23 protein-coding genes and 1 riboswitch are annotated in these 23,186 nt (G+C 38.2%); of the genes, 9 read left to right on the top strand and 14 right to left on the bottom strand.

Going from position 1 to position 23,186, the window contains the following annotated elements:
• Positions 1-8: 8 nt before the first annotated feature.
• The 5 genes from KVT27_RS05250 to KVT27_RS05230 all read right to left on the bottom strand — a co-directional run bounded on the left by KVT27_RS05250 (position 9) and on the right by KVT27_RS05230 (position 8,210).
• Entirely contained in the window at positions 9-1,583 is a 1,575-nt protein-coding gene (locus KVT27_RS05250) for an OPT/YSL family transporter (RefSeq protein WP_036124973.1), read from the bottom strand.
• Between the two features lie 22 nt (positions 1,584-1,605).
• A complete protein-coding gene (locus tag KVT27_RS05245; protein WP_036124970.1) occupies positions 1,606-2,358 on the bottom strand; it encodes an IclR family transcriptional regulator in 753 nt (250 codons plus the stop codon).
• Between the two features lie 21 nt (positions 2,359-2,379).
• Positions 2,380-4,050: a hydantoinase B/oxoprolinase family protein gene (locus KVT27_RS05240; RefSeq protein ID WP_036124968.1), complete on the bottom strand. Its 1,671-nt coding sequence runs from the start codon at positions 4,048-4,050 to the stop codon at positions 2,380-2,382.
• A gap of 3 nt (positions 4,051-4,053) precedes the next feature.
• Positions 4,054-6,090, bottom strand: a complete 2,037-nt coding sequence (locus KVT27_RS05235; RefSeq protein WP_036146487.1) for a hydantoinase/oxoprolinase family protein — start codon at positions 6,088-6,090, stop codon at positions 4,054-4,056.
• A gap of 440 nt (positions 6,091-6,530) precedes the next feature.
• On the bottom strand, positions 6,531-8,210 hold the full coding sequence (locus tag KVT27_RS05230; protein WP_008180201.1) for a formate--tetrahydrofolate ligase: 1,680 nt from the start codon (positions 8,208-8,210) through the stop codon (positions 6,531-6,533).
• A 213-nt stretch (positions 8,211-8,423) separates the two neighbouring features.
• Here KVT27_RS05230 and KVT27_RS05225 point away from each other — a divergent pair, with 213 nt between their 5' ends.
• The gene (locus tag KVT27_RS05225) at positions 8,424-8,624 is read left to right on the top strand and encodes a cold-shock protein (protein WP_008180199.1); all 201 of its coding nucleotides are present in this window, start codon (positions 8,424-8,426) and stop codon (positions 8,622-8,624) included.
• Between the two features lie 103 nt (positions 8,625-8,727).
• Here KVT27_RS05225 and KVT27_RS05220 read toward each other — a convergent pair whose 3' ends face one another.
• Positions 8,728-9,513, bottom strand: a complete 786-nt coding sequence (locus KVT27_RS05220; RefSeq protein ID WP_036124965.1) for a VOC family protein — start codon at positions 9,511-9,513, stop codon at positions 8,728-8,730.
• Positions 9,514-9,671: 158 nt separating this feature from the next.
• On the opposite strand from KVT27_RS05220, the gene KVT27_RS05215 reads away from it, so the two are divergent.
• The gene (locus KVT27_RS05215; protein WP_008180194.1) at positions 9,672-10,157 is read left to right on the top strand and encodes a flavin reductase family protein; all 486 of its coding nucleotides are present in this window, start codon (positions 9,672-9,674) and stop codon (positions 10,155-10,157) included.
• An 84-nt stretch (positions 10,158-10,241) separates the two neighbouring features.
• On the opposite strand, the gene KVT27_RS05210 is transcribed toward KVT27_RS05215, so the two are convergent.
• From KVT27_RS05210 to KVT27_RS05190, 5 genes are all read right to left on the bottom strand, one after another.
• Positions 10,242-10,397, bottom strand: a complete 156-nt coding sequence (locus KVT27_RS05210; protein WP_080709351.1) for a YezD family protein — start codon at positions 10,395-10,397, stop codon at positions 10,242-10,244.
• Positions 10,398-10,466: 69 nt separating this feature from the next.
• Positions 10,467-10,561: riboswitch (SAM riboswitch) on the bottom strand.
• A gap of 170 nt (positions 10,562-10,731) precedes the next feature.
• Entirely contained in the window at positions 10,732-11,826 is a 1,095-nt protein-coding gene (locus tag KVT27_RS05205; protein ID WP_217580879.1) for a DUF418 domain-containing protein, read from the bottom strand.
• Positions 11,810-12,412: a TetR/AcrR family transcriptional regulator gene (locus KVT27_RS05200; RefSeq protein ID WP_036124958.1), complete on the bottom strand. Its 603-nt coding sequence runs from the start codon at positions 12,410-12,412 to the stop codon at positions 11,810-11,812. Before KVT27_RS05200 ends, KVT27_RS05205 begins: the two co-directional genes overlap by 17 nt.
• A gap of 102 nt (positions 12,413-12,514) precedes the next feature.
• On the bottom strand, positions 12,515-13,189 hold the full coding sequence (locus KVT27_RS05195; RefSeq protein ID WP_036124957.1) for a phosphopantothenoylcysteine decarboxylase domain-containing protein: 675 nt from the start codon (positions 13,187-13,189) through the stop codon (positions 12,515-12,517).
• 74 nt (positions 13,190-13,263) lie between these two features.
• Positions 13,264-14,142 carry a LysR family transcriptional regulator gene (locus KVT27_RS05190; RefSeq protein WP_036146496.1) on the bottom strand — a complete coding sequence of 293 codons (879 nt, stop codon included), beginning with the start codon at positions 14,140-14,142 and terminating at the stop codon, positions 13,264-13,266.
• A 134-nt stretch (positions 14,143-14,276) separates the two neighbouring features.
• On the opposite strand from KVT27_RS05190, the gene KVT27_RS05185 reads away from it, so the two are divergent.
• Positions 14,277-15,176, top strand: a complete 900-nt coding sequence (locus KVT27_RS05185) for a DMT family transporter (RefSeq protein WP_217580877.1) — start codon at positions 14,277-14,279, stop codon at positions 15,174-15,176.
• A 269-nt stretch (positions 15,177-15,445) separates the two neighbouring features.
• Here KVT27_RS05185 and KVT27_RS05180 read toward each other — a convergent pair whose 3' ends face one another.
• Both KVT27_RS05180 and KVT27_RS05175 read right to left on the bottom strand, forming a co-directional pair.
• The gene (locus KVT27_RS05180; RefSeq protein WP_254636048.1) at positions 15,446-15,889 is read right to left on the bottom strand and encodes a general stress protein; all 444 of its coding nucleotides are present in this window, start codon (positions 15,887-15,889) and stop codon (positions 15,446-15,448) included.
• A gap of 194 nt (positions 15,890-16,083) precedes the next feature.
• Positions 16,084-16,524, bottom strand: a complete 441-nt coding sequence (locus KVT27_RS05175; RefSeq protein ID WP_008181825.1) for a Dps family protein — start codon at positions 16,522-16,524, stop codon at positions 16,084-16,086.
• 234 nt (positions 16,525-16,758) lie between these two features.
• Here KVT27_RS05175 and pepF point away from each other — a divergent pair, with 234 nt between their 5' ends.
• On the top strand, positions 16,759-18,576 hold the full coding sequence (gene pepF / locus KVT27_RS05170; RefSeq protein WP_036146499.1) for an oligoendopeptidase F: 1,818 nt from the start codon (positions 16,759-16,761) through the stop codon (positions 18,574-18,576).
• Positions 18,577-18,803: 227 nt separating this feature from the next.
• Positions 18,804-19,787, top strand: coding sequence for an SEC-C domain-containing protein (locus KVT27_RS05165; RefSeq protein WP_036124948.1), 984 nt, complete (start codon positions 18,804-18,806; stop codon positions 19,785-19,787).
• A 67-nt stretch (positions 19,788-19,854) separates the two neighbouring features.
• On the opposite strand, the gene KVT27_RS05160 is transcribed toward KVT27_RS05165, so the two are convergent.
• Positions 19,855-20,046, bottom strand: coding sequence for a zinc-finger domain-containing protein (locus KVT27_RS05160; RefSeq protein WP_012293843.1), 192 nt, complete (start codon positions 20,044-20,046; stop codon positions 19,855-19,857).
• A 191-nt stretch (positions 20,047-20,237) separates the two neighbouring features.
• On the opposite strand from KVT27_RS05160, the gene KVT27_RS05155 reads away from it, so the two are divergent.
• The 4 genes from KVT27_RS05155 (at position 20,238) to KVT27_RS05140 (ending at position 23,166) form a co-directional block, all read left to right on the top strand.
• On the top strand, positions 20,238-20,630 hold the full coding sequence (locus KVT27_RS05155) for a ribonuclease HI family protein (protein ID WP_025115054.1): 393 nt from the start codon (positions 20,238-20,240) through the stop codon (positions 20,628-20,630).
• Between the two features lie 258 nt (positions 20,631-20,888).
• Positions 20,889-21,686 (top strand): amino acid ABC transporter substrate-binding protein, encoded by a 798-nt coding sequence (locus KVT27_RS05150; protein WP_036146502.1) that lies wholly within the window; start codon positions 20,889-20,891, stop codon positions 21,684-21,686.
• Positions 21,687-21,751: 65 nt separating this feature from the next.
• Positions 21,752-22,408 carry an amino acid ABC transporter permease gene (locus KVT27_RS05145; protein WP_008181970.1) on the top strand — a complete coding sequence of 219 codons (657 nt, stop codon included), beginning with the start codon at positions 21,752-21,754 and terminating at the stop codon, positions 22,406-22,408.
• Positions 22,409-22,419: 11 nt separating this feature from the next.
• Positions 22,420-23,166 carry an amino acid ABC transporter ATP-binding protein gene (locus KVT27_RS05140; protein WP_036224829.1) on the top strand — a complete coding sequence of 249 codons (747 nt, stop codon included), beginning with the start codon at positions 22,420-22,422 and terminating at the stop codon, positions 23,164-23,166.
• Positions 23,167-23,186 lie beyond the last annotated feature (20 nt).

The following is a 23,186-nucleotide window of genomic DNA, read 5'->3' as shown; positions in this document are numbered from 1 at the left end:
ACTCCTTTCTATTTCCCTATTTTTAGAATAGAAGAGAAGAAGCTGTATAAAGCATCCCCAGCAATAACACCTGCTGCAAAGACAGTCATTTCAGATTCTCTCTTACCTTTCGTCACGTATGTGAAAATAACACGAAGTAAGATACCTGCTAATACCGCCCATCCAGCAATCGGATTGATCAGTAATAAACCTGTAGCAAAAAGAATACCCATTTGTCGTTTCGAGCCACCAATCAATTGGATCAATGCACCTGGAATTGCCCAAATCATTAGTTGTTTCGCTACATCCCCTGTAACACCAGATTGAATAGTTGCCGCATAAACATGGTTAACAGGTGCTACTAAATCTTGTGCAAAATAGGATTTGTAGGATAGTAAAACAACAATTGCAGAAATAGAGAAGGCAATCATACCAGCGATCATTTGCTGTTTACGCCCTTCTTTTTCTAGTGCTGGATCACTACCGTTTCCACGAAGAATAAAACCAGTTTTCAAATCATAACCCATATCCGCAAATGCTACCCCTGTAGCTGCACTGTAACCTGCTAACAAAGCAAGAGCTGGTGCAGGGAAGCCTATTAAAATACCAACAATCAGTGTAATAAATGCCACTGCAAACGCTGGGAACCATCCAGCATGCATTGCCGCAATACCAACGATCAGCTCATGGACAAATGCTGCGATAGTTGCAAATAGGATGAAACCTATTAACATTCCAAATGACATATGTGTAATAATACCGCCTAAAACTGCAATTAATAAGGCAATCGCTAAATAGGCAATAAACCCAACACCGAACCCTCGGCGAATTTCTTTCGTATCTTTTGAATAGCTTAACTCTTCTGACTTTTTAGCAGCGCGTTTCCCTAATAGGGTGAATGCTACTTGGAATAGAGCCACGATACCGGCACCAATCATAATGCCATGTGGAATATAATAAGCATTTAAATCAATATTAAATAATTGAACCGAATAGCCTCTTAGTAAAAGCCCAATCCCAAACATCGTAAGCGCCCAAATATTACCGATAAACGCTACCCCAAAAGCTGACATTGGAATTTTAAGAACAGATCCCACGATACCGATTAATACACCACCAACTAATACTTTGGCATTTTTACCGCCTTTATCGCCAGCTTTAATTGCTTCAGCTGTCGCAATCCCTGGTGGCCAAGTACCTGCTGCTGGGAAAATTTTTGTATCGAAAAATTTATATAATAATAAAGCATCCACAAACATCGCTAAAATAACACCGATAAACAACGGTAATACTAAATTTTCATAGCCTAAAACGTATGGTATACCAATTGGCAACATTAAGCTACTCGCTGCACTAAAAGTAGCTGATGAAATGGCCGTTTGAATAATATTTTGTCTATGCACCGATTTAAATGCAATTAGTTTGCCAATTGGAATTCTTCCTAAAATCATCGCAAATATTGCCCCAACGATTGATGTATTGGCAGAAATCCCCAAAGTCGTAATCAGCTGTATCCCGATAATGGCCCCAACGACTGATGTTAAAACAATCATTAGTAGCGTTACAGGCTCCAAAGCCCGTGGGTGTAATACTTTATTATTCATACTGTCAGCTCCCCTATTGCTGTTATAGTTTTGAAATATGCGATTGTATCTGATGAACTACTTTCACTAACTGGTCAAGCATATATTTCTCCCTTTGATCATCTATATCGTATACTAATCCAGAAATTGTAAGAGATGCGATAATTTCTTTTTTATAGTTGAATAACGGTACACTGATACCAAAAGCGTGTTCATTGTATTCTCCAACGGTTACACACCATTTATTTTGGCGTATACTTTGTAGCTCTTCCCTTAATGTCTCAAGAAATTCATTATGCTCCTCTTTCGATTGCTTGCTTTGAAAAAATGCTATTAATTCAAGCTGTCTATCTTCTTCTAAAAAGGCGAACATGACTTTACAGGAAGCACCGATGTAAAGGGGTGTCTTTGTTCCTAAAGACACCGCATACTTTACATTTTTATTACTTTCGGCAATTTTTGTTGTGACACCATATTCATTGTCCATATAAGTGAGAAACACCGATTCGTTTATTTCACTTGCAAGATTTTGCATTAATTCATAAATAGTCGAGTGTGGGTCCATTGTATGTGAGAGCACATCATAAAAAAGGAACATTTTGTAGCCTAATTTATACTTTTTCGTGCCTTCATCCTGAATTAAATAACCCGTTTCTGTAAATGTATTAATGGCTCTTTGTACGACACTTGTCGGCATTTTCATCATGCGCGAAATTTCACGAACACCTATTGCATTTTCTGTCGTCGCAAAACACTCTAGTATATCTAATGAGTTTTTTAATGTCTTGACAGTCATTCATTTCTCCCTTTAAGCGTTTTAATAACCGTAATGCTTTTTTGCTACTTCTACAGAAATATATTCATTTAACACATCACGCTCAATAGCCTCTTGACTTCTTTCAAGTGGATTACCATAGCCACCACCTGTTGCCGTAACTAGCTCAATGCGATCGCCTTTTTGCAATTCATAATTGGCTAGTACGCCAACTGGTCCAATTGTGGAGCCATCCTTTTTATGAACGATTAAATAGTTATGAGACCCTTCGCCTCCTCCACTTAAACCAAATGGAGCGAATTGGTGTCTCCCTAAGTTGACTGAAACCTTTTGACCATCATTATTGATTGTATATACACGACGTACACCTAAGCCACCTCTAAATTGGCCTGTACCTGCACCGTCACAGTTTAAGCTATACTCATCAATTTGAATGCCATATTTTGTTTCGGCAATTTCCACAGGTAGATTATAAGTTTCACCATCTCCCATACAATATTGCCCGCTTTGACCATCTTCATCATTCGATGCTCCCCAACCACCAACAGATGGTTCAACGATAAGGAATGACTCATCATTTTCAGGATTTTTACCTGTCAGAATAAATGTACAAACGGATTGTAAGTGTCCTGCTGATAATCTTTCTGGTAAATGTGACGCAAGTGCTTTCCAAATTAAATCTGCTGCCCCAATACGTGCCTCAAAGTTCATGGATACTGGATGTGGGCGTTTAGCCGAGACGATTGAATTTTCATCCGTTAAAATAGTTAAACGTTTAAAGACTCCCTCATTAATGACATCAATATCACCTAGTAATGCTAGGAACATTACACGCACACTTGCCATTAAACCAAATTTAGAACAGTTTACCGGCACATTCACCGCTGGGTGGGAGCCTCTAAAATCACAAATAAATTCTTCATTACTAATCGTTACTTTCACTTTAATCGGGTATGGTCCACCCTTTAATGGATCTCCCTCAATAAAGTCCTCCGCGTAAAACTCACCTTTTGGCAAATGCTGAAGCTCTAGCTCTACAATTTTCTCACCCTTGTCCAATAGTTTTTGAATGGACAATTTCACCGATTCAGCACCAAACTTCTGGCAAAGCTCTGTAATTCGCTTTTCGCCTGTTTTTAAAGCCGCTACTTGTGCAAACATATCGCCGATAGATAGCTCTGGTAAACGAACATTCGTCGAGATAATCTCATAAATGGCTTCGTTCAATTCACCTTTATGATAAAGTTTAACACCTGGCAGTTGTAGACCTTCCTGATAGATTTCATTAGAATTACTTGTAAATGAACCAGGGTCCATGCCCCCAACTTCTGTCCAGTGTGCTTTATTGGCAGAGTAAGCAATGATTTCACCATTATAAAAAATCGGAAGCACTAAGCCAACATCGGATAAATGCGAGCCTCCCCCTACATACGGGTCATTAATAATAATGACATCGCCCTCATGTAAATTTTGGCCATGATCGAATTTTTCAATGACTCGCTGCACCATTGGACTTAGCATACCAATAAAGCTTGTAACACCATTTCCTTGGCTAATTAAATTACCCTGTGCATCTGTTAAACCACAGGCATAGTCTAATACTTCATAGATGACGGGACTCATAGAAGAGCGAGCTAGCGCGACAAACATTTCATCCCCTATGGCTAGCAATGAATCCTGAATAATCTCTACAGCAAAAACGTCTTTTTTCATGATTTATTTCCCCTCCATCTCTACAATCAAATTGCCATATTTATCAATTTCTATGGATTGCTTTTCATTGATCACGACTGTAGATGTTGGGTTTTCAACGATAGCAGGACCTGCAATGACATACTCAGGAGCAAGCTTTTGCTGGTCATAAACATTGACTTCAACCCAACCCTTTTCTTTCACATATAAGTTGCGCTTTGTTTTGATACATGTTGACACATCAATATGAGAGAAATCTAATTCTTTAAATTGAACAGCCTCATCTTTTCCATAGATGGTAATGTGTAGATTTACTAATTCAATTGGAGTAGTTGGTAAATCGAATGAAAATTCTTGTTTATGCTTTACATGGAACGCTTCAGCCAATTGAAGAAGCCCTTCATCATCAATCGTGATATTCGATGCGTTCAATTTGACTGCATGCTCTTGGCCTTTATAACGTAAATCATAATTAATTTCGAAATAATAATGCTCTTTCGATAAAGGTGCGTCAGCATAGGCACTTTCAATAGCTTGATCAATATTCGCTTGAATTTCCGCAAGATGCGTGTGATCAAAGCCCATTAAACTTGTTTGGATATAGTCTTGTCGATATTCTGTCATCATCATTCCTAATGCTGAAAAGACAGAGGACCCATAAGGTATAATGACCTTTTTCATGCCTAATTCCTCTGCTAAATTAATAGCGTGGAGTGGACCACCGCCGCCAAAGGCAACCATTGTAAAGTCTTCTGGATCATAGCCTTTACGAATGGAAATGAGCTTCAACGCATTTAACATATTGGAATTCGCAATATCTAAAATACCTTGCGCTGCTTCTTCCGCTGAAACATTAAACGGTTTCGCAATCGCTTCAACAAGTGCCTCCTCTACTTTGTCGATAGAAACTGGATTATCGAAGTTGGCTAATGATAATCTTCCTAAATAAACATTAGCATCCGTAATCGTTGGCTGTGTATTGCCTAGCCCATAGGCTACTGGACCTGGGTTTGCCCCAGCAGAATCCGGACCAACCTTTAAGGAACCGAACTGATCCACACGAGCGATAGAGCCCCCACCATTGCCGATTTCAACAATATCTACAACTGGAGTTTTAATTGGATAGCCAGCAAATTTTTCATTTCTTTCAATATAGTAATCTGTCGTAACGTTTACTTTGCCATCTGTAATAAGTGAGCATTTCGCTGTCGTACCACCCACATCAAAGGCAATAATATTGGACTCATTTAGAAGCTCACCTAATTTTGCTGCCCCAAACATTCCTGCTACAGGGCCAGACTCTACTAGATTGATTGGTAACTCCATCGCTTTATCAAAGCTTGTTGTCCCACCATTTGATTGCATAATTTTTAAATGATCCGTAATACCAACTGTGCTCAATTTTTCTTTTAAGCTTTTTAAATAAGCGTGAGCAATGGGCTTCACATATGAATTTAAAACCGTTGTATTTGTTCTTTCATATTCACGATATTCCTTAATCGTTTCGCTTGAAAGTGTAATATACACCTCGGGCCAAATTTTTAATATTTCTTCTTTTAATTGCTGCTCGTGAATAGGGTTTTTATAGCCATGAATCAGCGAAATGGCAATTGCCTCTACACCTGATTCCTTAAATTGATGGACAATCTCTCCAACCTCGTCCCTATTAAGCGCTTTCATAATATTTCCTTTAAAATCAATGCGCTCATCGATTTCTTGTCGTAAATAACGCTCTACAAATGGCTCTGGCTTTTTATATTTAAAATTATATAAGTCGGGTCGGTTACCACGTGCAATTTCTAAAATATCACGGAAGCCTTTTGTTGTAATTAATCCGACTACGCCACCTTTTCTCTCTGTTAATGTATTAATAATTACCGTAGAACCATGGATAAACGATTCAATGAGAGAATCCTCTGTTACATGTCGTCCTAATACGTTTAATATCCCATCCTCAAAATGACCTGGCGTCGTATGCCCTTTGTCAAAATGAAGATTTCCTTTCTCATCTGTATAAACTAGGTCGGTAAAAGTACCGCCAATATCTGTTGCGATTTTCAAGACTCCATCCCTCCGTGTTCCTATAATCGGAACAGTGTTCCGAATTAGAATTAAGTAAATTATATTTAAAAGAAAAAGAAAATTCAATGTATTTTTTAAATAAAAATTCATTTGACAATTGCTTCTCTTTGTAAAAATCCGCTTTTTCCTTCCAATAACAGAGAACTATTGATAAAAAATACCAAACACATTTATATAAGGAAGCTTCTCGAGTTTTTAATCACATGAAAAAAATCCTAGTTTTTCAACTAGAATCGTAAATTTTCTAAAAAAATGGCGATGATGAATGTTTCGACAGGTTATCAAGTATAGAAGGAAGGTATCAGAATCCTTTTTAGTGGTATTTGAGGAAGGAGATGTTAAAATGACTAGGCTTTTATCAGCTAATAAATAAAAAAAGAAGCTGCACCTCTTGTAAAGGGCAGCTTTTCAACATTTATTTAGAACAATCCTACCGCATGTCCGTCATTATCGACATTCATGCGTAAGGCTGCAGGAGCTTTCGGTAGTCCTGGCATTGTCATAATATCGCCTGTCAGACAAACTAAGAAACCAGCACCAAGCTTTGGAATCACCTCACGAATTGTGACCGTGAAGCCTTCTGGACGTCCAAGTAAGCTAGGTTGATCGGATAAAGAGTATTGCGTTTTCGCCATGCAAATCGGTAGAGAATCCCAGCCGAATTTTTCGATTTGAGCCATTTGTTTTTTAGCTTGGTCAGTGAATTGAACATCTTTTCCACCATATACCTTTTGTACAATGGTACGCACTTTTTCTTCAATGGACTCTGTTACATCGTATAATGGTGAGAAGTTGTTTTCTTCTTCCAACACAGCTAGTACTTGTTCAGCTAAGGCTACTCCACCTTTACCGCCCTCTTCCCAGACATTTGTTCGGGCAATACGTACATGATTTTCTTGGCACCAGTTTAGAACGGCCTCTAGCTCTGCCTCTGTGTCTGTAATGAAACGATTTAATGCAATAATCGGTTCAACACCAAATGTACGTACCGTATCGACGTGTTTAGCTAAATTTTCAATCCCTTGGAGCAGGGCTTCCACATTTTCACCGACAAGTGATGTTTTTGGAACACCACCATGCATTTTTAGTGCACGAATCGTTGCTACGATCACAACGGCACTTGGCTTAAAGCCTGCTTTACGAGCTTTAATGTTCATGAACTTTTCAGCACCTAAATCAGAGCCGAAGCCCGCTTCTGTCACCACAATATCAGCTAGCTTACGAGCAGTTTGTGTCGCCATAATGGAATTACAGCCATGGGCAATATTAGCAAATGGACCCCCATGTATAATAGCTGGTGTCCCTTCTAATGTTTGTACTAAGTTTGGCTTAAAGGCATCCTTCAATAATAATGTTAAGGCACCCTCTACCTGTAAATCACGCACAAAAACAGGCTCGCGCTCAAATGTGTAGCCAATTACAATGCTAGCGATGCGCTCGCGTAAATCCTCAATGCTTGTTGCTAAACAGAACACTGCCATAATTTCGGAGGCAACCGTAATATCAAAGCCGTCTTCACGTGGCATGCCTTGAACAGGCCCTCCTAATCCTACAATCACTTTCCGTAATGAACGATCATTCAAGTCCATCACACGTTTCCAAATAATACGTCGTGGATCAATGTTTAAGACATTCCCTTGGTGGATATGATTATCAATAAAAGCTGATAAAGCATTATTGGCTGTTGTTATCGCATGAAGGTCACCAGTGAAGTGTAAGTTAATATCCTCCATTGGTACTACCTGTGCATAGCCTCCGCCTGTTGCGCCACCTTTTACGCCCATTACTGGACCAAGAGATGGTTCACGTAAAGCTACCATCACTTTCTTATTTAATTGATGAAGGGCATCAGCTAGTCCTACAGTCACAGTCGACTTCCCTTCACCTGCTGGGGTTGGACTAATAGCTGACACTAATACAACCTTTGCGTCCTCACCTTGAGCTGTAATTTTTAATGGGTCAATCTTCGCTTTGTAGCGGCCATACTGCTCAAGCGCATCCTCTGGAATACCTGCAGCATTGGCAATTTCCGTAATAGGTTTGATCACTGCTTGACTCGCGATTTCTAAATCTGTTAATGGTTGATTTTTCGTTGTCATTTGGCATCCTACTTTCTATGTTGTTCATTTCCATTATAGTCTTAATTGTGAAAAAAAAGAAAGTCAGATATGCTAGCATTCCGACAATCAATTGACATTTTTGTTCAATTCATGTATGTTCTAAGAGAAAATGCAATTTTTTCACATTTTCTCATTGATAGCACGACTTCTTTAACTTTATTTTACTTTCAAGCGCATTGGAGGCGAATGCTTATGCAACATGGGATCGTAAAGTGGTTCAATAATGAAAAGGGTTATGGCTTTATTGAATGTGATGATGGAGAAGATGTATTTGTACATTTTACGGGCATCCAGGAGGAAGGCTTCCGTACACTTGAAGAAGGTCAAAAGGTTTCATTTGATGTTGTGGAAGGCAATCGCGGCCCGCAAGCATCAAATGTTGTAAAATTATAAGCTAGGATATAGTAAGTGGATGAAGTATTTGAAAATGGCTCAATCCACTTTTTGCATGTTTGCACATAAAAATCCACTTCAACGATTGAAGTGGATTTTTAATTTATCTATTAATCCAATAAAAAGCACCTGGACACACTAATGTTTCCTTTGTTCGGTGTGGATCCTTCAATGTAACACCGATTGGCCCTTCTTTTAAATGACCGAGCGTCATGCTAGATGCTGAGGCTTCCTCATAAAAATCCAAGCGCATATTCGGTAGCTGTAGAGACATAAACTGCTCATGCTGCTCAAACTCGGGTAGTTGCAATACCTTCTGCCAAAGCTGCACCGTTTCCATCACATCCTTGACAAAAAACTGAATGGATTCCATTGTAATGGCTTGTTTTTCATCAATCGCGCCACTAGCCTTTAATTGAGACAAACGCTCCTCATCTCCATCTGCCCATTCAATTAAGAATGGAAAATCCACTGAAAGGCCGGGTCTGCCAAAATGCAATAGCTTCCATTCGATTATCGTGCCGTCCGGTCTTGTGCGGCTACAAGCATCGGGACCATATACTTCATAGCCCAATGCACGCAATCGTTGACCCTCGTCTTCAATATTTTTGGTGCGTAAGGCAATTCGTGAAAATCCTTGGCGCTCATGATCACGTTTAAACGTATAATGTAGGGAATATGGGTACAGGGCTGCTTGCTCAAATAAATCACGATCATAAATAGCGATTTGTTCAATATAGCTTAAGCCAAAATAACTTAGTGTATTGTAAGTCCCCCACATTGTGTGTTGACCACCGTTCACTGTATGGACATTTCGTTTATTGAAGAAAACCTTTATATTTTCCGGTGATTCTACTTGATGTACCAGATGATCAAAATATAAAGTCATGGCAATTCCCCTTTCTTTCCCCCATTAGCTTTACCTGGATGTGTAATTGATTTAATATTTACTTAAGAAAAGGAGTTACTATATGGTATGAAAAAAAGTGCAATTTACCTACTAACTCCGTTAACTAATTTATTACTAACTATAAAGAGGTGATTTGAATGACAGATCATGTTGCTGCTTTTAAATTGGCATTAGGTAACTATCCTACAGGTGTAACAGTTGTTACAGCATGTCATGAAACGAATCCAATTGGCTTAACCGTCAATTCTTTTGCATCTGTTTCCATTGACCCACTACTTATTTTATGGTCACTTGATAAAAAATCTCAGCTTCATCCTTACTTTATGAGTGCGGAAAAATTCGCTGTCAATATTTTAGCAAGTGATCAAGAGCAATTATGTACATTATTTGCAAGTAAAGTCCCAGATCGCTTTGCTCAAGCAAAATGGTCCACTTCTTCTTTAGGACTACCGATTTTACATGATACAGCAGCTATTTTACAATGTAAATCCTTTCAGCAAATAGATGCAGGTGATCATACTATTTTTATTGGGCAAGTGCTAGATATTACAAACTCTCAAAAGGAGCCGCTTCTCTATCATCGCCGTCATATCGGTCAGATTCCAAAAAGCTTCTATAGCTAATTGCCATAAAAAAAGGGCCACTTGTAAGCAACGGAAACCATGCTTATTGGTGGCCTTTCCACATCGTTCAACTGAAATGATCCTTTATTTCTTCTGAGGAAATCTCTGCTTTTCAAGCCTATTAATTTGAACAATCACACCATCCTGAATCGTAATATGCACTTCACCAAATTCAAGATTTTGAATGGCCTTTGCAATAGCCTCTAATTTCTTATCTTCTACCTTTGCCGACTGAGCCATACGATACACCCCTTCTTTTTCGTCCTTGTTGTACAAAAGAGGCCAATGCATCAAACTGATTGATAGCCCCTCCTATCTCTCAGATACATCTGTTGGAATTGGCACCTATGTTTCGGTTGCCGAGGCTTCATTGGGTCAAGTCCCTCCACCTATCTTGATAAGAGTACTGCGTTTCTTGAAAATAATTCTATAATTCTGTTATAAGATTGTCAATACAAAATATTAGAAAACCTAGCTGAATACTTTGTAATGATTATTTTAGATTAGAAAACTATCTATATCTAAAGTATTTTATGCCTAATCAACGAAAAATAGATGGCAATCCATTAATTTATTACGAACTCCATTTCCTCATCAAGAATTCAAGGGGACCTCGACGATGTTTAGCTCTCCACCAGACAGAAACAAGCACACATCCTACAAAGTAACAGCAGGCATATAGCATGGAAAAAGCAAGCGTCTGATTCTCCAACTTTTGGCAAACAATTAATATTCCAATCCCAATAAAAACATGGCCGACATAATGCGTTAAAGACAATTGTCCCGTAAAGATCAAAGCTTCAATTACTTTATTTTTACATGTCTCAACAAGATAGATGGAGCCCACGATAAGGACAATTGCCGACGCCGAATTAGATAGTACATACATCATATTCGGTGGAATCGGTCCCGTATCAAATAAATATAATGCACTCTCTACATCTAAGAAATGGATCGTTGTCATCTTAATAAATAGCGTTGAAAAAGTCTCCGTCATTATGACTAGCAATAAGCCCATCACCCATAAGATTTTTCGTAATGAGCGATTAGTTAAATCTAATGAGCCGATTACCATGCCAATTAGAAAGAAACAAATCCAGGGAAATAGTGGGTGATAGCCATTAAACAACAAATTTCTTATAAATCCTGCCGGTGTCCAAAAATCAAGATACTCAAGTAATACATATGTTGGGTGCCACCCAGCAAGGTAATTAAATTGAATATGGAGCCATTGTGAAAGGATGAGGATGACACCGATTATGAACATCATCATTTTCTTGGATTGGGCAATCAAACATGCGGCAACAAACATATACACGCCATAATAATGTAAGATATCTCCTGTCCAGCCGACCGTATATAGGACTATCCCTATCACGAATAACAAAAGCGACCTCTTCCACAAAGTAAGTCGATTCTTGCGAAGAAGTATTGGGTCCTTAGTCTCTCTAGCCTGACGAGTCATTAAAGCTGTTCCTATTCCTGCTAGCATGACAAATACGGCCGAGGCACGCCCCTCAAATAGATTTTGTAAGGCCACCAACCATGTTGAACCATTCTTTGTAGAACCCGTTATGACTCCAAAATTGACAATGAACATACCAAACATGGCGAGAGCTCTTGCAAAATCAAGGCCTTCAATGCGCCGATCATCAACTCTTTTTGCCATCTCCGCCTCCTTGGATAACGCTATGCACAGCCTCCTTCCAAATAGCTCTGTAGTTCAATTGGTTACCTGTTAACATGAAATTACCGATATTATCATAGACCAAGGCTAGCATCTGTGCCTTTGCTTCTATATTGGGAGTATCCTCTAGAACCCCTAACCGCACGCCATATTGTAGAACCTCAACAAAGCTTGTTAAAAAGCTGGTTTCTAGCTCTACTAATTGTTTCTTATAGCTTTCATCGCGAGCTGCTAATAGTATATATTGGTTAAATATTTTATTAAAATAAGGATCCTTGCCCTGCGCCTCAATAGACTTATAGCCCAACTCTAGTAATTTTTCCTTGAAATTAACGCGAGAAAGTTCTTTATAATCCACTGCGACATCCTGTTGAATTACTTTATACAGTTCATCAAATAAGTAAGTGATTAATTGATCCTTTGATTGAAAATAATAATAAATGGCTGGTTTCGATATACCGACCTCTGCAGCAATCATGGCTAAACTTGTTTTTTCAAACCCTTTTTCTGCAAACATCACATAAGCGACTTCTATAATCTTTTGAAAAGTTTGTTCCTTATTCCCCATCATCATTCTCCTTTTTTACCTACCGTTAAGTAAATATTAAATGATACACCTCTTTTAAACAAGAAAAAACTGTGTAGAAATATTTCTCTACACAGTTCATATTTATAGATGTTGTAAATATATCATTAAAGCTTCGGCTGTTTTTTGCTTGCCCATTACTTTCATAGGCTGTCCATCAGCAGGTACAATCCAATGGGGCTCGTCCCCGTCATATAAAGATTGAGAGCTATTGGCTACCATCAATTGAGCATGAGCTGTTTCCATTCGCAGTCTTGCACGTGCTAATAAAAACTCCTCATCATCGGTCGCTTCTAGCTTAAACCCTACTAACGTCACATTCGGTTGCCAGCCCTTAATTTGCCCTAAGACTTTTGGCGCCTTTTTAAAATGAATAATAGGTGGCTCATCTGAAGGCATTTTCCCCGCTCCCTCCATCAAGTTGCCTGATTGATCATATACTTTATCAATGACCCAATCGGAGCCAGCCGCAGCCATAATAACGATATCAACACGCTCTTGTTGGACAGCATGACGAACCTTTTCTCCTAAATCCTCAATACCTTCAAATTTAATCAATTTCATTTGATCGTGATTCACTGGAAGCTGTGCAAAATAACCATGCATATATACTACATTAGCACCAGCAGCGAGTGCCGCCTCCGCTAAATAACAGCCCATTGTCCCTTTTGATAAATTCGTATGCCCTCGTACACGATCCCATTTTTCAAGTGTTCCCCCACTTGTAATGAGTACGGTTTTACCTTGTAATGTCCCCATCCACTCACCTATTTTCTAAAATATATACACCTACTATTTTACCGTAATGCAAGGATAGGCTTCAATAGATTCCATCATAGTGCATTTTTTTGTTCCATCAGCCATGCACTTAAAATTTCCGCAAATTTCTTCGTTACAGGTGATGCATTATGCTTCATCGCAATTCCAATCGTACGGTAGGCACCTTGCTTCAGAGGAATCGCTCTTAAGGTAGGCGGCAAAGTCTGAATGACCAATTGGGGTAAAATACTAATCCCAAGTTGATGAGAAATCATAGAAACAATGCCGACCTCCTCTGAAAGCTCAAAGCGAATATTGGGCTTCACATGATATTGTTCCAACAAAACTTTGACATCATTGGTCCCTTTATAGGAAGTCATAATAAAAGGCATATCTTCTAAATCAACAATATCGATCTCAGACTTATTAAATAGTGGACTTTGATCTGAAACGATACATAATAAAGGGTCCTGCTGTAATTCCGTATATTGATATTGCTCAGATTTTTGACCATTTAAAAATCCAGCCTCTATTTCCCCACTGAGTAGCCATTGTTCAATTTCATAATAATCACCCTCGCGTAATTCCACCTGTATTCCAGGAAACTGATTATCCATAATCCTAATAATTTCTGGCATCCAATTGGAAGATATACTTGAAATAACGCCAATACGCACATTTCCTCTTGTTACTCCATGAATATGTGCTGCCTCTTGTTGCAATAATTCCTGTGCGTCTAAAACCTGACGCATCGCCCTTAGCATGGTTTGCCCCTCACTTGTCAGTGTGACACCCACTCTACTTCGATGTATGAGCGCAAATCCAAATTCTTTTTCTAAACTTGACACGGCGTGACTGACAGCAGACTGAGTTAGACCTAGTGCATCTGCTGCTTTTGTAAAGCTTGCTACCTCTGCTACCTTTGTTAAAATCTCATATTTCACTAAGCTCATCAGCAATACCTCTACATACATGAATTTTTTTAATCCTAATCATTATAAACATTCGTTTTACTAATCTCAACACAAGATATATAGTAATTTTTAGTATAAAAACTGTTTTAGTACACAGATGGTAGGTGAACATAATGAGTATCCAAGGAAAAGCAAATGTATTGATGGTTATTGTCACAATGTTTTGGGGACTATCTTATACCTTTATGGTCATGGGGCTTGAAACATTGGCTGTTTATAATGTGGTGGCATTGCGTTGTATCATCGCATTTTTAGTAGCAGGGCTTATTTTTTATAAACGGATGATTAAGGTAAATGGTAAGACTTTAAAATATGCAGCTATCCAAGGATTTTTATTATTCATTGTGTTCGCATTAAGCTTATTTGGCTTACAGTCCACTTCAGTTTCAAATGCAGGCTTTATTTTAAGTCTAACGGTTGTATTAGTGCCGATTTTCAGTAGCTTTATTGATAAAAAATTACCTTCCAGTGCCGTCAGCTTTGCAATTATTTGTACGATGATTGGTATAACAGTGTTAACGGCGCAAGGTTCATTCTCCTTCCATAAAGGAGATTTATTAGTAGCAATCGCTGCGCTATGCTATTCAATTTATTTACTTTTAAACAGTTCATTTACACGGAATGTGGAATCTATTTCATACGGTATTTACCAATTAGGTTTCGCTGGCATTTATGCGCTAATTTTAACATTATTATTTGAAACACCTACGTTACCAAATAATACGACATCCTGGATTGCTATTTTAGGTCTTGGAATCATTTGTAGTGCGTTTTGCTTCGTTGGTCAAACTGTTGCACAACAGTATACTTCTGCTACACATACAGGTCTAATTTTTTCCCTAGAACCTATATTTGCAGCGATGTTTGCGATGATGTTCATTGGTGAAGGATTGACAGTGAAACTCGTTATTGGTGGTAGCTTTATTTTGATTGGTAATTTATTTGCTCAATTAGAGCATTTCCATGTGTTGCGCTTTATTAAAAAAGATGCACCAGAAAAAGTAATTCATTAAAGAGTGATCCACAATGATCACTCTGTTCAAACTGTGGGTAACAGCCATCGAGAAGTTTACTCTCGATGGCTGTTGTCATCCCTTCAATCACCCATTTTTAGTAATACACTAGCTACTATTGGTATACGCTTTCTGCGGGCGGTGTCGATCTTTACTTTATTTTATTGTCCAATTGTCAAAGAAAAAAGACTGTAGGCAAACTCTCAAAATTCATTGAGTTTGTCTACAGTCTGAACAGAGTGATTCACAATGATCAATCTTTTTTCCTTTTATAAAAATCTTCTAAGTTGCTCAGCCTCATTCAGGCGTTCTTGTCTTAAACGCTCTTCCTGCTCAGCAGCTGTTTCCGGATGTTGTGATGGTAGCGTATCATAATCATCATCCCGTTCTGCAAATAATACGATACTCCCCTGCTCTACAAGATGAGCATAGTAAGCGATTTGCCCTTCGGAAAGATTAAAGCGTTTTAAGCCCTCTGTTACAGCGGAATCACCTGTAAACCAAGATTTAAATTGGTCCACCCAGTTACCAGCCTCATGTGTGTGGACATCATCATCCCATTTCACATCCTCCAACTGCTGGGAGTCTTTCGCAATAATATGGATATCCTCTTTATGGAAACCTTCTGTTCGCATATTTTCTAGAATATGAAGCATTTCGTCCCTTGTATGGGCCACCTCAATTTTTGGATTTTGTTCATTCATCATGTTCATGTTCAATTCCTCCTAATTTGTATGGCTTACTAAATAATTACCCTGACTATGGGGAAACAAACTCTTTTTGCCGCTTCGTTACCAAACTGTAATAATTGTTACTATGCTTTTATACAAGTACTCTTTTTGTCATAAAGAGATAAAAAACCTAAAAAAAAGCATCCCCAAATTATCTGGGAATGCTTGTAAACCGTTTATTTGTCGAGGAAGGCTTTTAACATCCAAGTATGCTTTTCAAGGGATTGGTACATCGCATTCAGTAAATCCTCTGTACGGTCATCCCCTTCCTCTGCTGCTAGCTCCATTGTGGAATTCAATGCTTTCATGAGCTTTTGGAAATCAGAAATCGTCGTTGCTACCATTTCCTCCGTCGACTCATTTCCTGTTGCTTCCTCTACATAGGATAGCTCTAGATGTTCTTTTAAAGTCGCAACAGGCTTGCCATCCTTCGAAAGAATACGTTCTGCAATTTCATCTAAATTCAACGTTGTTTCATTATACAATTCTTCAAATTTTGCATGCAGTGTAAAGAATGCGGGCCCTGTGACATACCAATGATAATTGTGTAGCTTTGTATAAAGTACTGACCATGTTGATACTAGCTTATTTAATTGTTTGTTTAAGTTTTGTGTCATAATTACTTCTCCTCCAATGTGTCAATTGTTCTAGCCTTTAGTATGCGTTACAAATGATGTTGGCTATACACATATTGTTCCCGTCTAGCAATATTTCAAACATACTCGTACTTACTGGATTAAAAAACAGGACTGTTTTCTTTAAGAATATTTCAACTATTCTATTAAATTATTTCACTTTCCGAAATAGTTTCGTTATAATGAAATCACTTATATGTAAAGGGGTGTTTATAAATGGAAGTTTTACCATTACGAAAAGATGTTGCAGTAGAAGAAACGTGGGATTTAACTGATTTACTGAAAAATGATGCAGATTTTGAACCTATTTTAGCACAGCTTGTAGAGGAAGCTCTTAGCTTTGAACAAACGTATCAAGGCTCCATTACAGATGCGCAAAAAGTTATTGATGTATTAACGGCTTTCGAAAATTTGCAAAAAAGTATTGTTCCAATTGGTACGTATGCGAGCTTAAACCTACAGGTAGATCGAACGGATGATGTAGCCCAAATGCGTGCTGCAAAATTTGGTACAGCTATCAGTAAAATAAGCAGTGCCTTATCATTCGTACGGAGTGAATTACTTGCTTTGGATGAAGAGATACTACAAGAAGCAGCAACATTAAGCCCTCTTTACAAACATTATTTAGAGGAATTATTAAAACGAAAACCTCATCAGCTACATCCAGAAGTTGAAAAAACGCTTGCTGCCTTTAGTTCTACTTTTGATGCGCCATACGAAACATATAATACGACGAAATTAGTAGATATGAATTTTGGTGAATTTGAAGCAGATGGTGAAAAGCATCCGTTAAGCTTTGTCCTTTATGAAAATAATTGGGAGTTTGAAGCCAATACAGAAGTTCGCCGTGCTGCCTTTAAAGCTTTTTCAAGCAAGTTGAGTGATTATCAACATACAACTGCACAAGTTTACAACACACATATTCAACAAGAAAAAACAATGGCGGATCTACGAGGCTTTGATTCCATTTTTGATTATTTACTATTCGATCAAGATGTCGATCGCTCCCTTTATAATCGCCAAATCGATTTGATTTCAAAAGAGCTTGCCCCACATATGCGTCGATATGCAAAATTAATTCAAAAAGCGAATGGCATTGAGCACATGACATTTGCAGATTTGAAAATCGCTTTAGATTCTGCCTATGATCCAAAATTATCGATGGACGAAGCGAAGGAATATGTTGATAAATCATTAGCGGTTATGGGTGAAGACTACAATCACCTAATGGACAGAGCCTTCAAGGAACGTTGGATCGACTTTGCACCAAATAAAGGGAAATCCACAGGGGCATTCTGTTCAAGTCCTTATGGTAGTCACCCATATATTTTAATGTCATGGAATGAACGTATGAATGAAGTCTTTACCCTCGTTCATGAGCTTGGTCATGCAGGACATTTTGCGAATACGTATGCGCATCAATCCTATTTTAACAGTCGCCCTTCCCTATACTTTATTGAAGCACCATCTACTATGAATGAAATGCTGCTAGCGAATTATTTATTAACGCATAATGAAGATGTGCGCTTTAAGCGTTGGGTGATTTCAAATATTGTTTCTAAAACGTATTATCATAACTTTGTCACACACTTACTTGAAGCCGCGTACCAACGGAAAGTATATGAATTGGTGGACACTGGTGAATCTGTCAACGCGAATATTTTAAACCAGTTAAAACGTTCGGTGCTAGAAGAATTCTGGGGTGATGCAGTAGATATTACCGAAGGTGCTGAACTGACGTGGATGCGTCAGCCTCATTATTATATGGGCCTTTACCCATACACGTATAGTGCAGGCTTAACTATTTCAACACAAGTATCTCAGCGCATTTTAAAAGAAGGTGATGCAGCTGTTGAAGAATGGTTAGCTGTCCTACAGGCTGGTGGAACAAAATCCCCTGTGGAATTAGCACAAATGGCAGGCGTTGATATTACAACGGATCAACCACTTCGAGATACGATTGCCTATATTGGTCATTTAGTAGACGAGCTTGAGCGCCTTACACTAGAAATTGAGGCTGTACAACAATCATAAACGTTCTAGAAAACGGTTCTGTGCTTGTAAAGTACAGATCGTTTTCTTTTTTTAGTTCTAAGTGAAAACGTGCATACATATACTTGAATTAGGGCGTCCCTCCACACTTTTTAGATATTTCAAAATAGACAATCATTTTTCTTCATACAAAAGTACCGTTATTATTAATAGTACGCAAATTATTTAGCAATATACGATTAACAATTGTCAAAGGAAGTGTTCTAATTATGGTAAAACGTAATGATCCATGCCCATGCGGTAGCGGCAAAAAATATAAAAAATGTTGTGAAGGTAAACAACAAGTAACAGTGGAAACAGTACAAATCGAAGAATTAGAGCGTGTGCTACAATCATTTTACTTAGAGTATCCTGAGCGTAAAGATGTTCGTGCTTATATCGAGCATGTAGGCACATGGCAACCTAAATTAGAGAGCGTGCTACAGCGTGAGCTGATTGAAGCCATCGCTTTAGACGACTTTTTCTTCCATCAAGAGCCATCTATTTGGAAAAGTTATTTAAAGAAAACGAAGAAAAAAGCAGTAAGACCTTCAACAGTAAAAGTACTGGAAGACTGGTCTCACCCTACATTATTTATCGGTACGGTAACTGTTGTTGAGGAAAAATATTTTAAAGCTAGCCATTTACTTACAAATGAAGAGCTTTATATTCGTCGTGAAAATAATAAACCAATTCCGGAAGGCATGCATGTCTTTGCCTTTATTTTACCGGATGGAACGAAGAAATTGACACATTATTTAGCTGTGTCTACATTGATTTTCTTCCCTGAGGACCATTTAAAAGTATTTGAAGAATTCAAGAAAAACTTTGAAGCATCCGAGAAAAAGGTTGGAGCTTTCTTAAAAGAAGAACATCTTGCATTCTGGGAATTACTTGTCTCCAACGGCTATAAAGGGGAAGAATTCACTAATTTTGAAAGCACAGTCCTTACACAAGTAAAAGAATTCTTGGAGCAAAATGATCGTGAAACAGCTCCAATACTTGAGCTATTAGAGGACTATTTAATAGAAGGACAACCTACTGCGCGCAAAGAGGCGGCTATTGCTGCTGGTGCAATTCGTTATGGCCAGGAAAAAGAGCTCTTTGAATCTCTTTCTATGACGGTAAAAGAAATTGCCGCAACTTTTGATATTTCCGCTTCTTCACTTACAAAGTATTACCAAGATTTAAATAGCTATGTCGAAACAAAATAAACCTATAAAAGAAGCTACATTTATTAGCATTTGCTGATAAATGTAGCTTTTTCTAAACGGTGCCTATTTATTTACTGTAAACTTTCAAAAGCTCTTCGCCTAAAAACTGTAGCTTTTCTCCAATTGAACAAGCTTCAATACAGAAGCGATGAGCTCCTGGTTTACCACGTTCTTTACGTAATTGCTGAATGACTAAGCAATCTGCGCAATACGTATCATGCAGTTCGTCTATATCCTTCATAACCGTCACTTTATCCATGTGAACTCTCGCTCCTTTCACGTCCAAAATTCACTTCCTACTATTATGAAGCGTTCATTTTGAACAAGCAACTATTTTGTTTATCCACTTCAGCAATTTTTTTCAAGCACATCACGACCAGCACATAGGTGTTTTACAGCGTACCCATGTTGTACAATTATATGGAAGTCAAATAGTAAAGTAGGGATGATATGTTAGAGGTTTATATAGATGCTGCTAGTGCAGGAAACCCTGGTCCAAGTGGTATTGGTATATTTATTAAAGGAGAGGGTCAACATATACAAATTAGTGAGTATATCGGGCTAACAAATAATCACATTGCTGAATTTACTGCTTTAGTCCGTGGACTCGAGGAAGCACAAAAGCTTAATTCTACACTTGTTTCCGTTCGCTCTGATTCTAAAATCGTTGTCGCTTCTATGGAAAAAGAATATGTGAAAAACGAGGAATTTAAACCTTTTCTGGAAAAAGCATTATCGCTCGCCAACACCTTCGATTTATTTTTTATTAAATGGGTGCCTGATTCTCAAAACAAAGCTGCTGATGCCTTGGCACGAAAAGCTATTCAAAACAATAATCATTAAACAATGCAATGCCACAGGACTGTTAACTATAACAGTCCCTTTTCTTTCACCTTCTATTCAGATACTTAATTTCCCCTAATCCATTATTTTTATGAAATCAATTTTCTTACAAAGATCATCCTAAATTAGCTATAAAATGCATAAAATTTTCTGATTAATCCAAAACGATATTGACATCCATTAGCCTCGGTGATATCCTTTAACACATTAGTAGTTTAGCAAACGAAAGCGATAGATTTATATAGGGGGAAATTAAGGATGAAACGTATAATCACTTTAGTTATGATGCTAACAGCTGTAATTGTTTTAGCAGCATGTGGCACATCAAAAGAAAAATCAGCAGAGAAAGACCAATCTTCAGCTGATCAAGAAACCATCATTATTGGTATTGACGATAAATTTGCACCAATGGGCTTCCGTGATGATAAAAATGAAATTGTGGGATTCGATATTGATTTAGCACGTGCTGCAGCTGAGCATATGGGCGTAGAAGCTGAATTCCAACCAATCGACTGGAAAACGAAAGAGGCTGAATTACTCAGTGGACGTATTGATTTAATTTGGAACGGTTATACCATTACAGATGAGCGCAAAGAAAAAGTATTATTTACAAAGCCTTATCTTGAAAACTCTCAAGTGGTTATGACAAAAGCAGATTCTAAGATTGTGAAATTAAATGATTTAGCGGGCAAAGAAGTAGGCATTCAATCTCTTTCTTCCGCTGCAGATGCATTAAATGGTAACCCTATCCATAAAGAGGTGAAAACCATTACAGAATTCTCGGATAACGTTTTAGCTTTATCAGACTTAAAAACAGGTCGTGTTGATGCCGTCGTAATTGATGCTGTTGTAGCAGAATATTACATGACACAAGAGCCTGACACATTTAAATTATTAGAGGAATCACTTGCTCCCGAACAATACGGTATTGGTGTAAAACCAGGGAACGAAGCATTATTGGAAAAACTCCAAGCTGCATTAGACAAAATGAATGAAGATGGTACAGCAGCTGACATTTCAACAAAATGGTTCGGTGAGGATAAAGTTTTAAAATAAGGACAGGATATTTATTGTAAGAGTTTCCTCTGCGAAACTCTTACTCTTTTTGGAGGGACATCACTATGGCAGATTACTGGCAAACTATGATATGGCCGATGCTAGAAGGCGCGAAAATGACAGTTATACTGTTTTTCATCGCCATTCTTATATCGATTCCATTTGGCTTTTTACTAACACTCGCAGTGAAAAGTCGTATTAAACCACTTTCTTGGCTTGCACATACGTATATTTATATCATGCGTGGTACGCCACTATTACTACAATTATTATTAATTTGCTTTGGTCTACCTATGCTGCCAGTAATCGGTGAATATTTAGTATTGGATCGTTTTGTAGCCGCATGTCTTGGCTTTATTTTAAATTATGCTGCCTACTTTGCTGAAATTTTTCGTGGTGGTTTACTCGCCATCGATAAAGGACAATATGAGGCAGCACAAGTACTCGGTTTATCAAAATGGCAAACAACAACACGTGTCATTTTGCCACAAATGTTTCGCGTAGCATTACCAGCCTTATCGAATGAATCGGTTACGCTAATTAAGGACACAGCCCTGCTCTATGCTGTAGCTGTTCCAGAATTACTACATTTTGCACAAACAGCCGTCAATCGTGACTTTACGATTGTACCTTTCTTTATTGCTGGTGCTATTTATTTAATCATGACGCTGATCTTGACCGTATTCTTTAAATGGCTAGAAAAACGTTTTAAATTTGAATAGAGGTGATCTATATGGCATTGATGGCAGTAACAAACTTAAAGAAATCCTTCAATCAAGTGGAGGTTCTTAAACAAATTTCATTTTCAGTGGAAAAGAACGATGTCATTGCGGTGATCGGTCCCTCTGGATCTGGTAAAAGTACAATGCTTCGAAGCTTAATTCATTTAGAAGAAATAGATGGTGGTAGCATTTTAGTAGATGGTGATTATCTTGTGGAGGACGGCGTTTATGCCAAGCCTCAGGAAATCAAAAACCTGACAGCTAAAATGGGGATGGTTTTTCAACATTTTAACCTATTCCCCCACTTAACCGTGCAGCAAAACCTTGAAATGGCCCCTCGCTTATTAAAACAAGAATCAGCTGAAGCCATTTCGAGCCGTTGTCTAGATTTATTGAAAAAAATTGGACTTTCCGAGAAGGCAAACGCCTATCCAGCTAATCTATCCGGTGGACAAAAGCAACGAGTTGCAATTGCCCGTGCTTTAATGATGAACCCTCAAATTTTATTATTTGACGAGCCAACGTCTGCCTTAGATCCAGAGCTGACAGGAGAAGTATTAAAGGTCATGAAAAGCTTAGCTGAAGACCATATGACTATGATTGTCGTTACACATGAAATGGGTTTTGCGCGAGAAGTAGCCAATAAGGTTGTCTTTATGGATGATGGACAAATTATCGAATCCGACCACCCGGAAAACTTCTTTACGAACCCACAAAACGAACGGACAAAGGCTTTTTTACAAAAGAACCTAAACTAAAAGGAGAGCAGACGTAACTG

This window comes from Lysinibacillus sp. GbtcB16 (assembly GCF_019091145.1).
In the GTDB taxonomy this organism is placed as follows: Bacteria; Bacillota; Bacilli; order Bacillales_A; family Planococcaceae; genus Lysinibacillus; species Lysinibacillus fusiformis.
The sequence above is the reverse complement of the archived record's forward strand: the minus strand, read 5'-3'. Positions and strand labels throughout refer to the sequence as shown.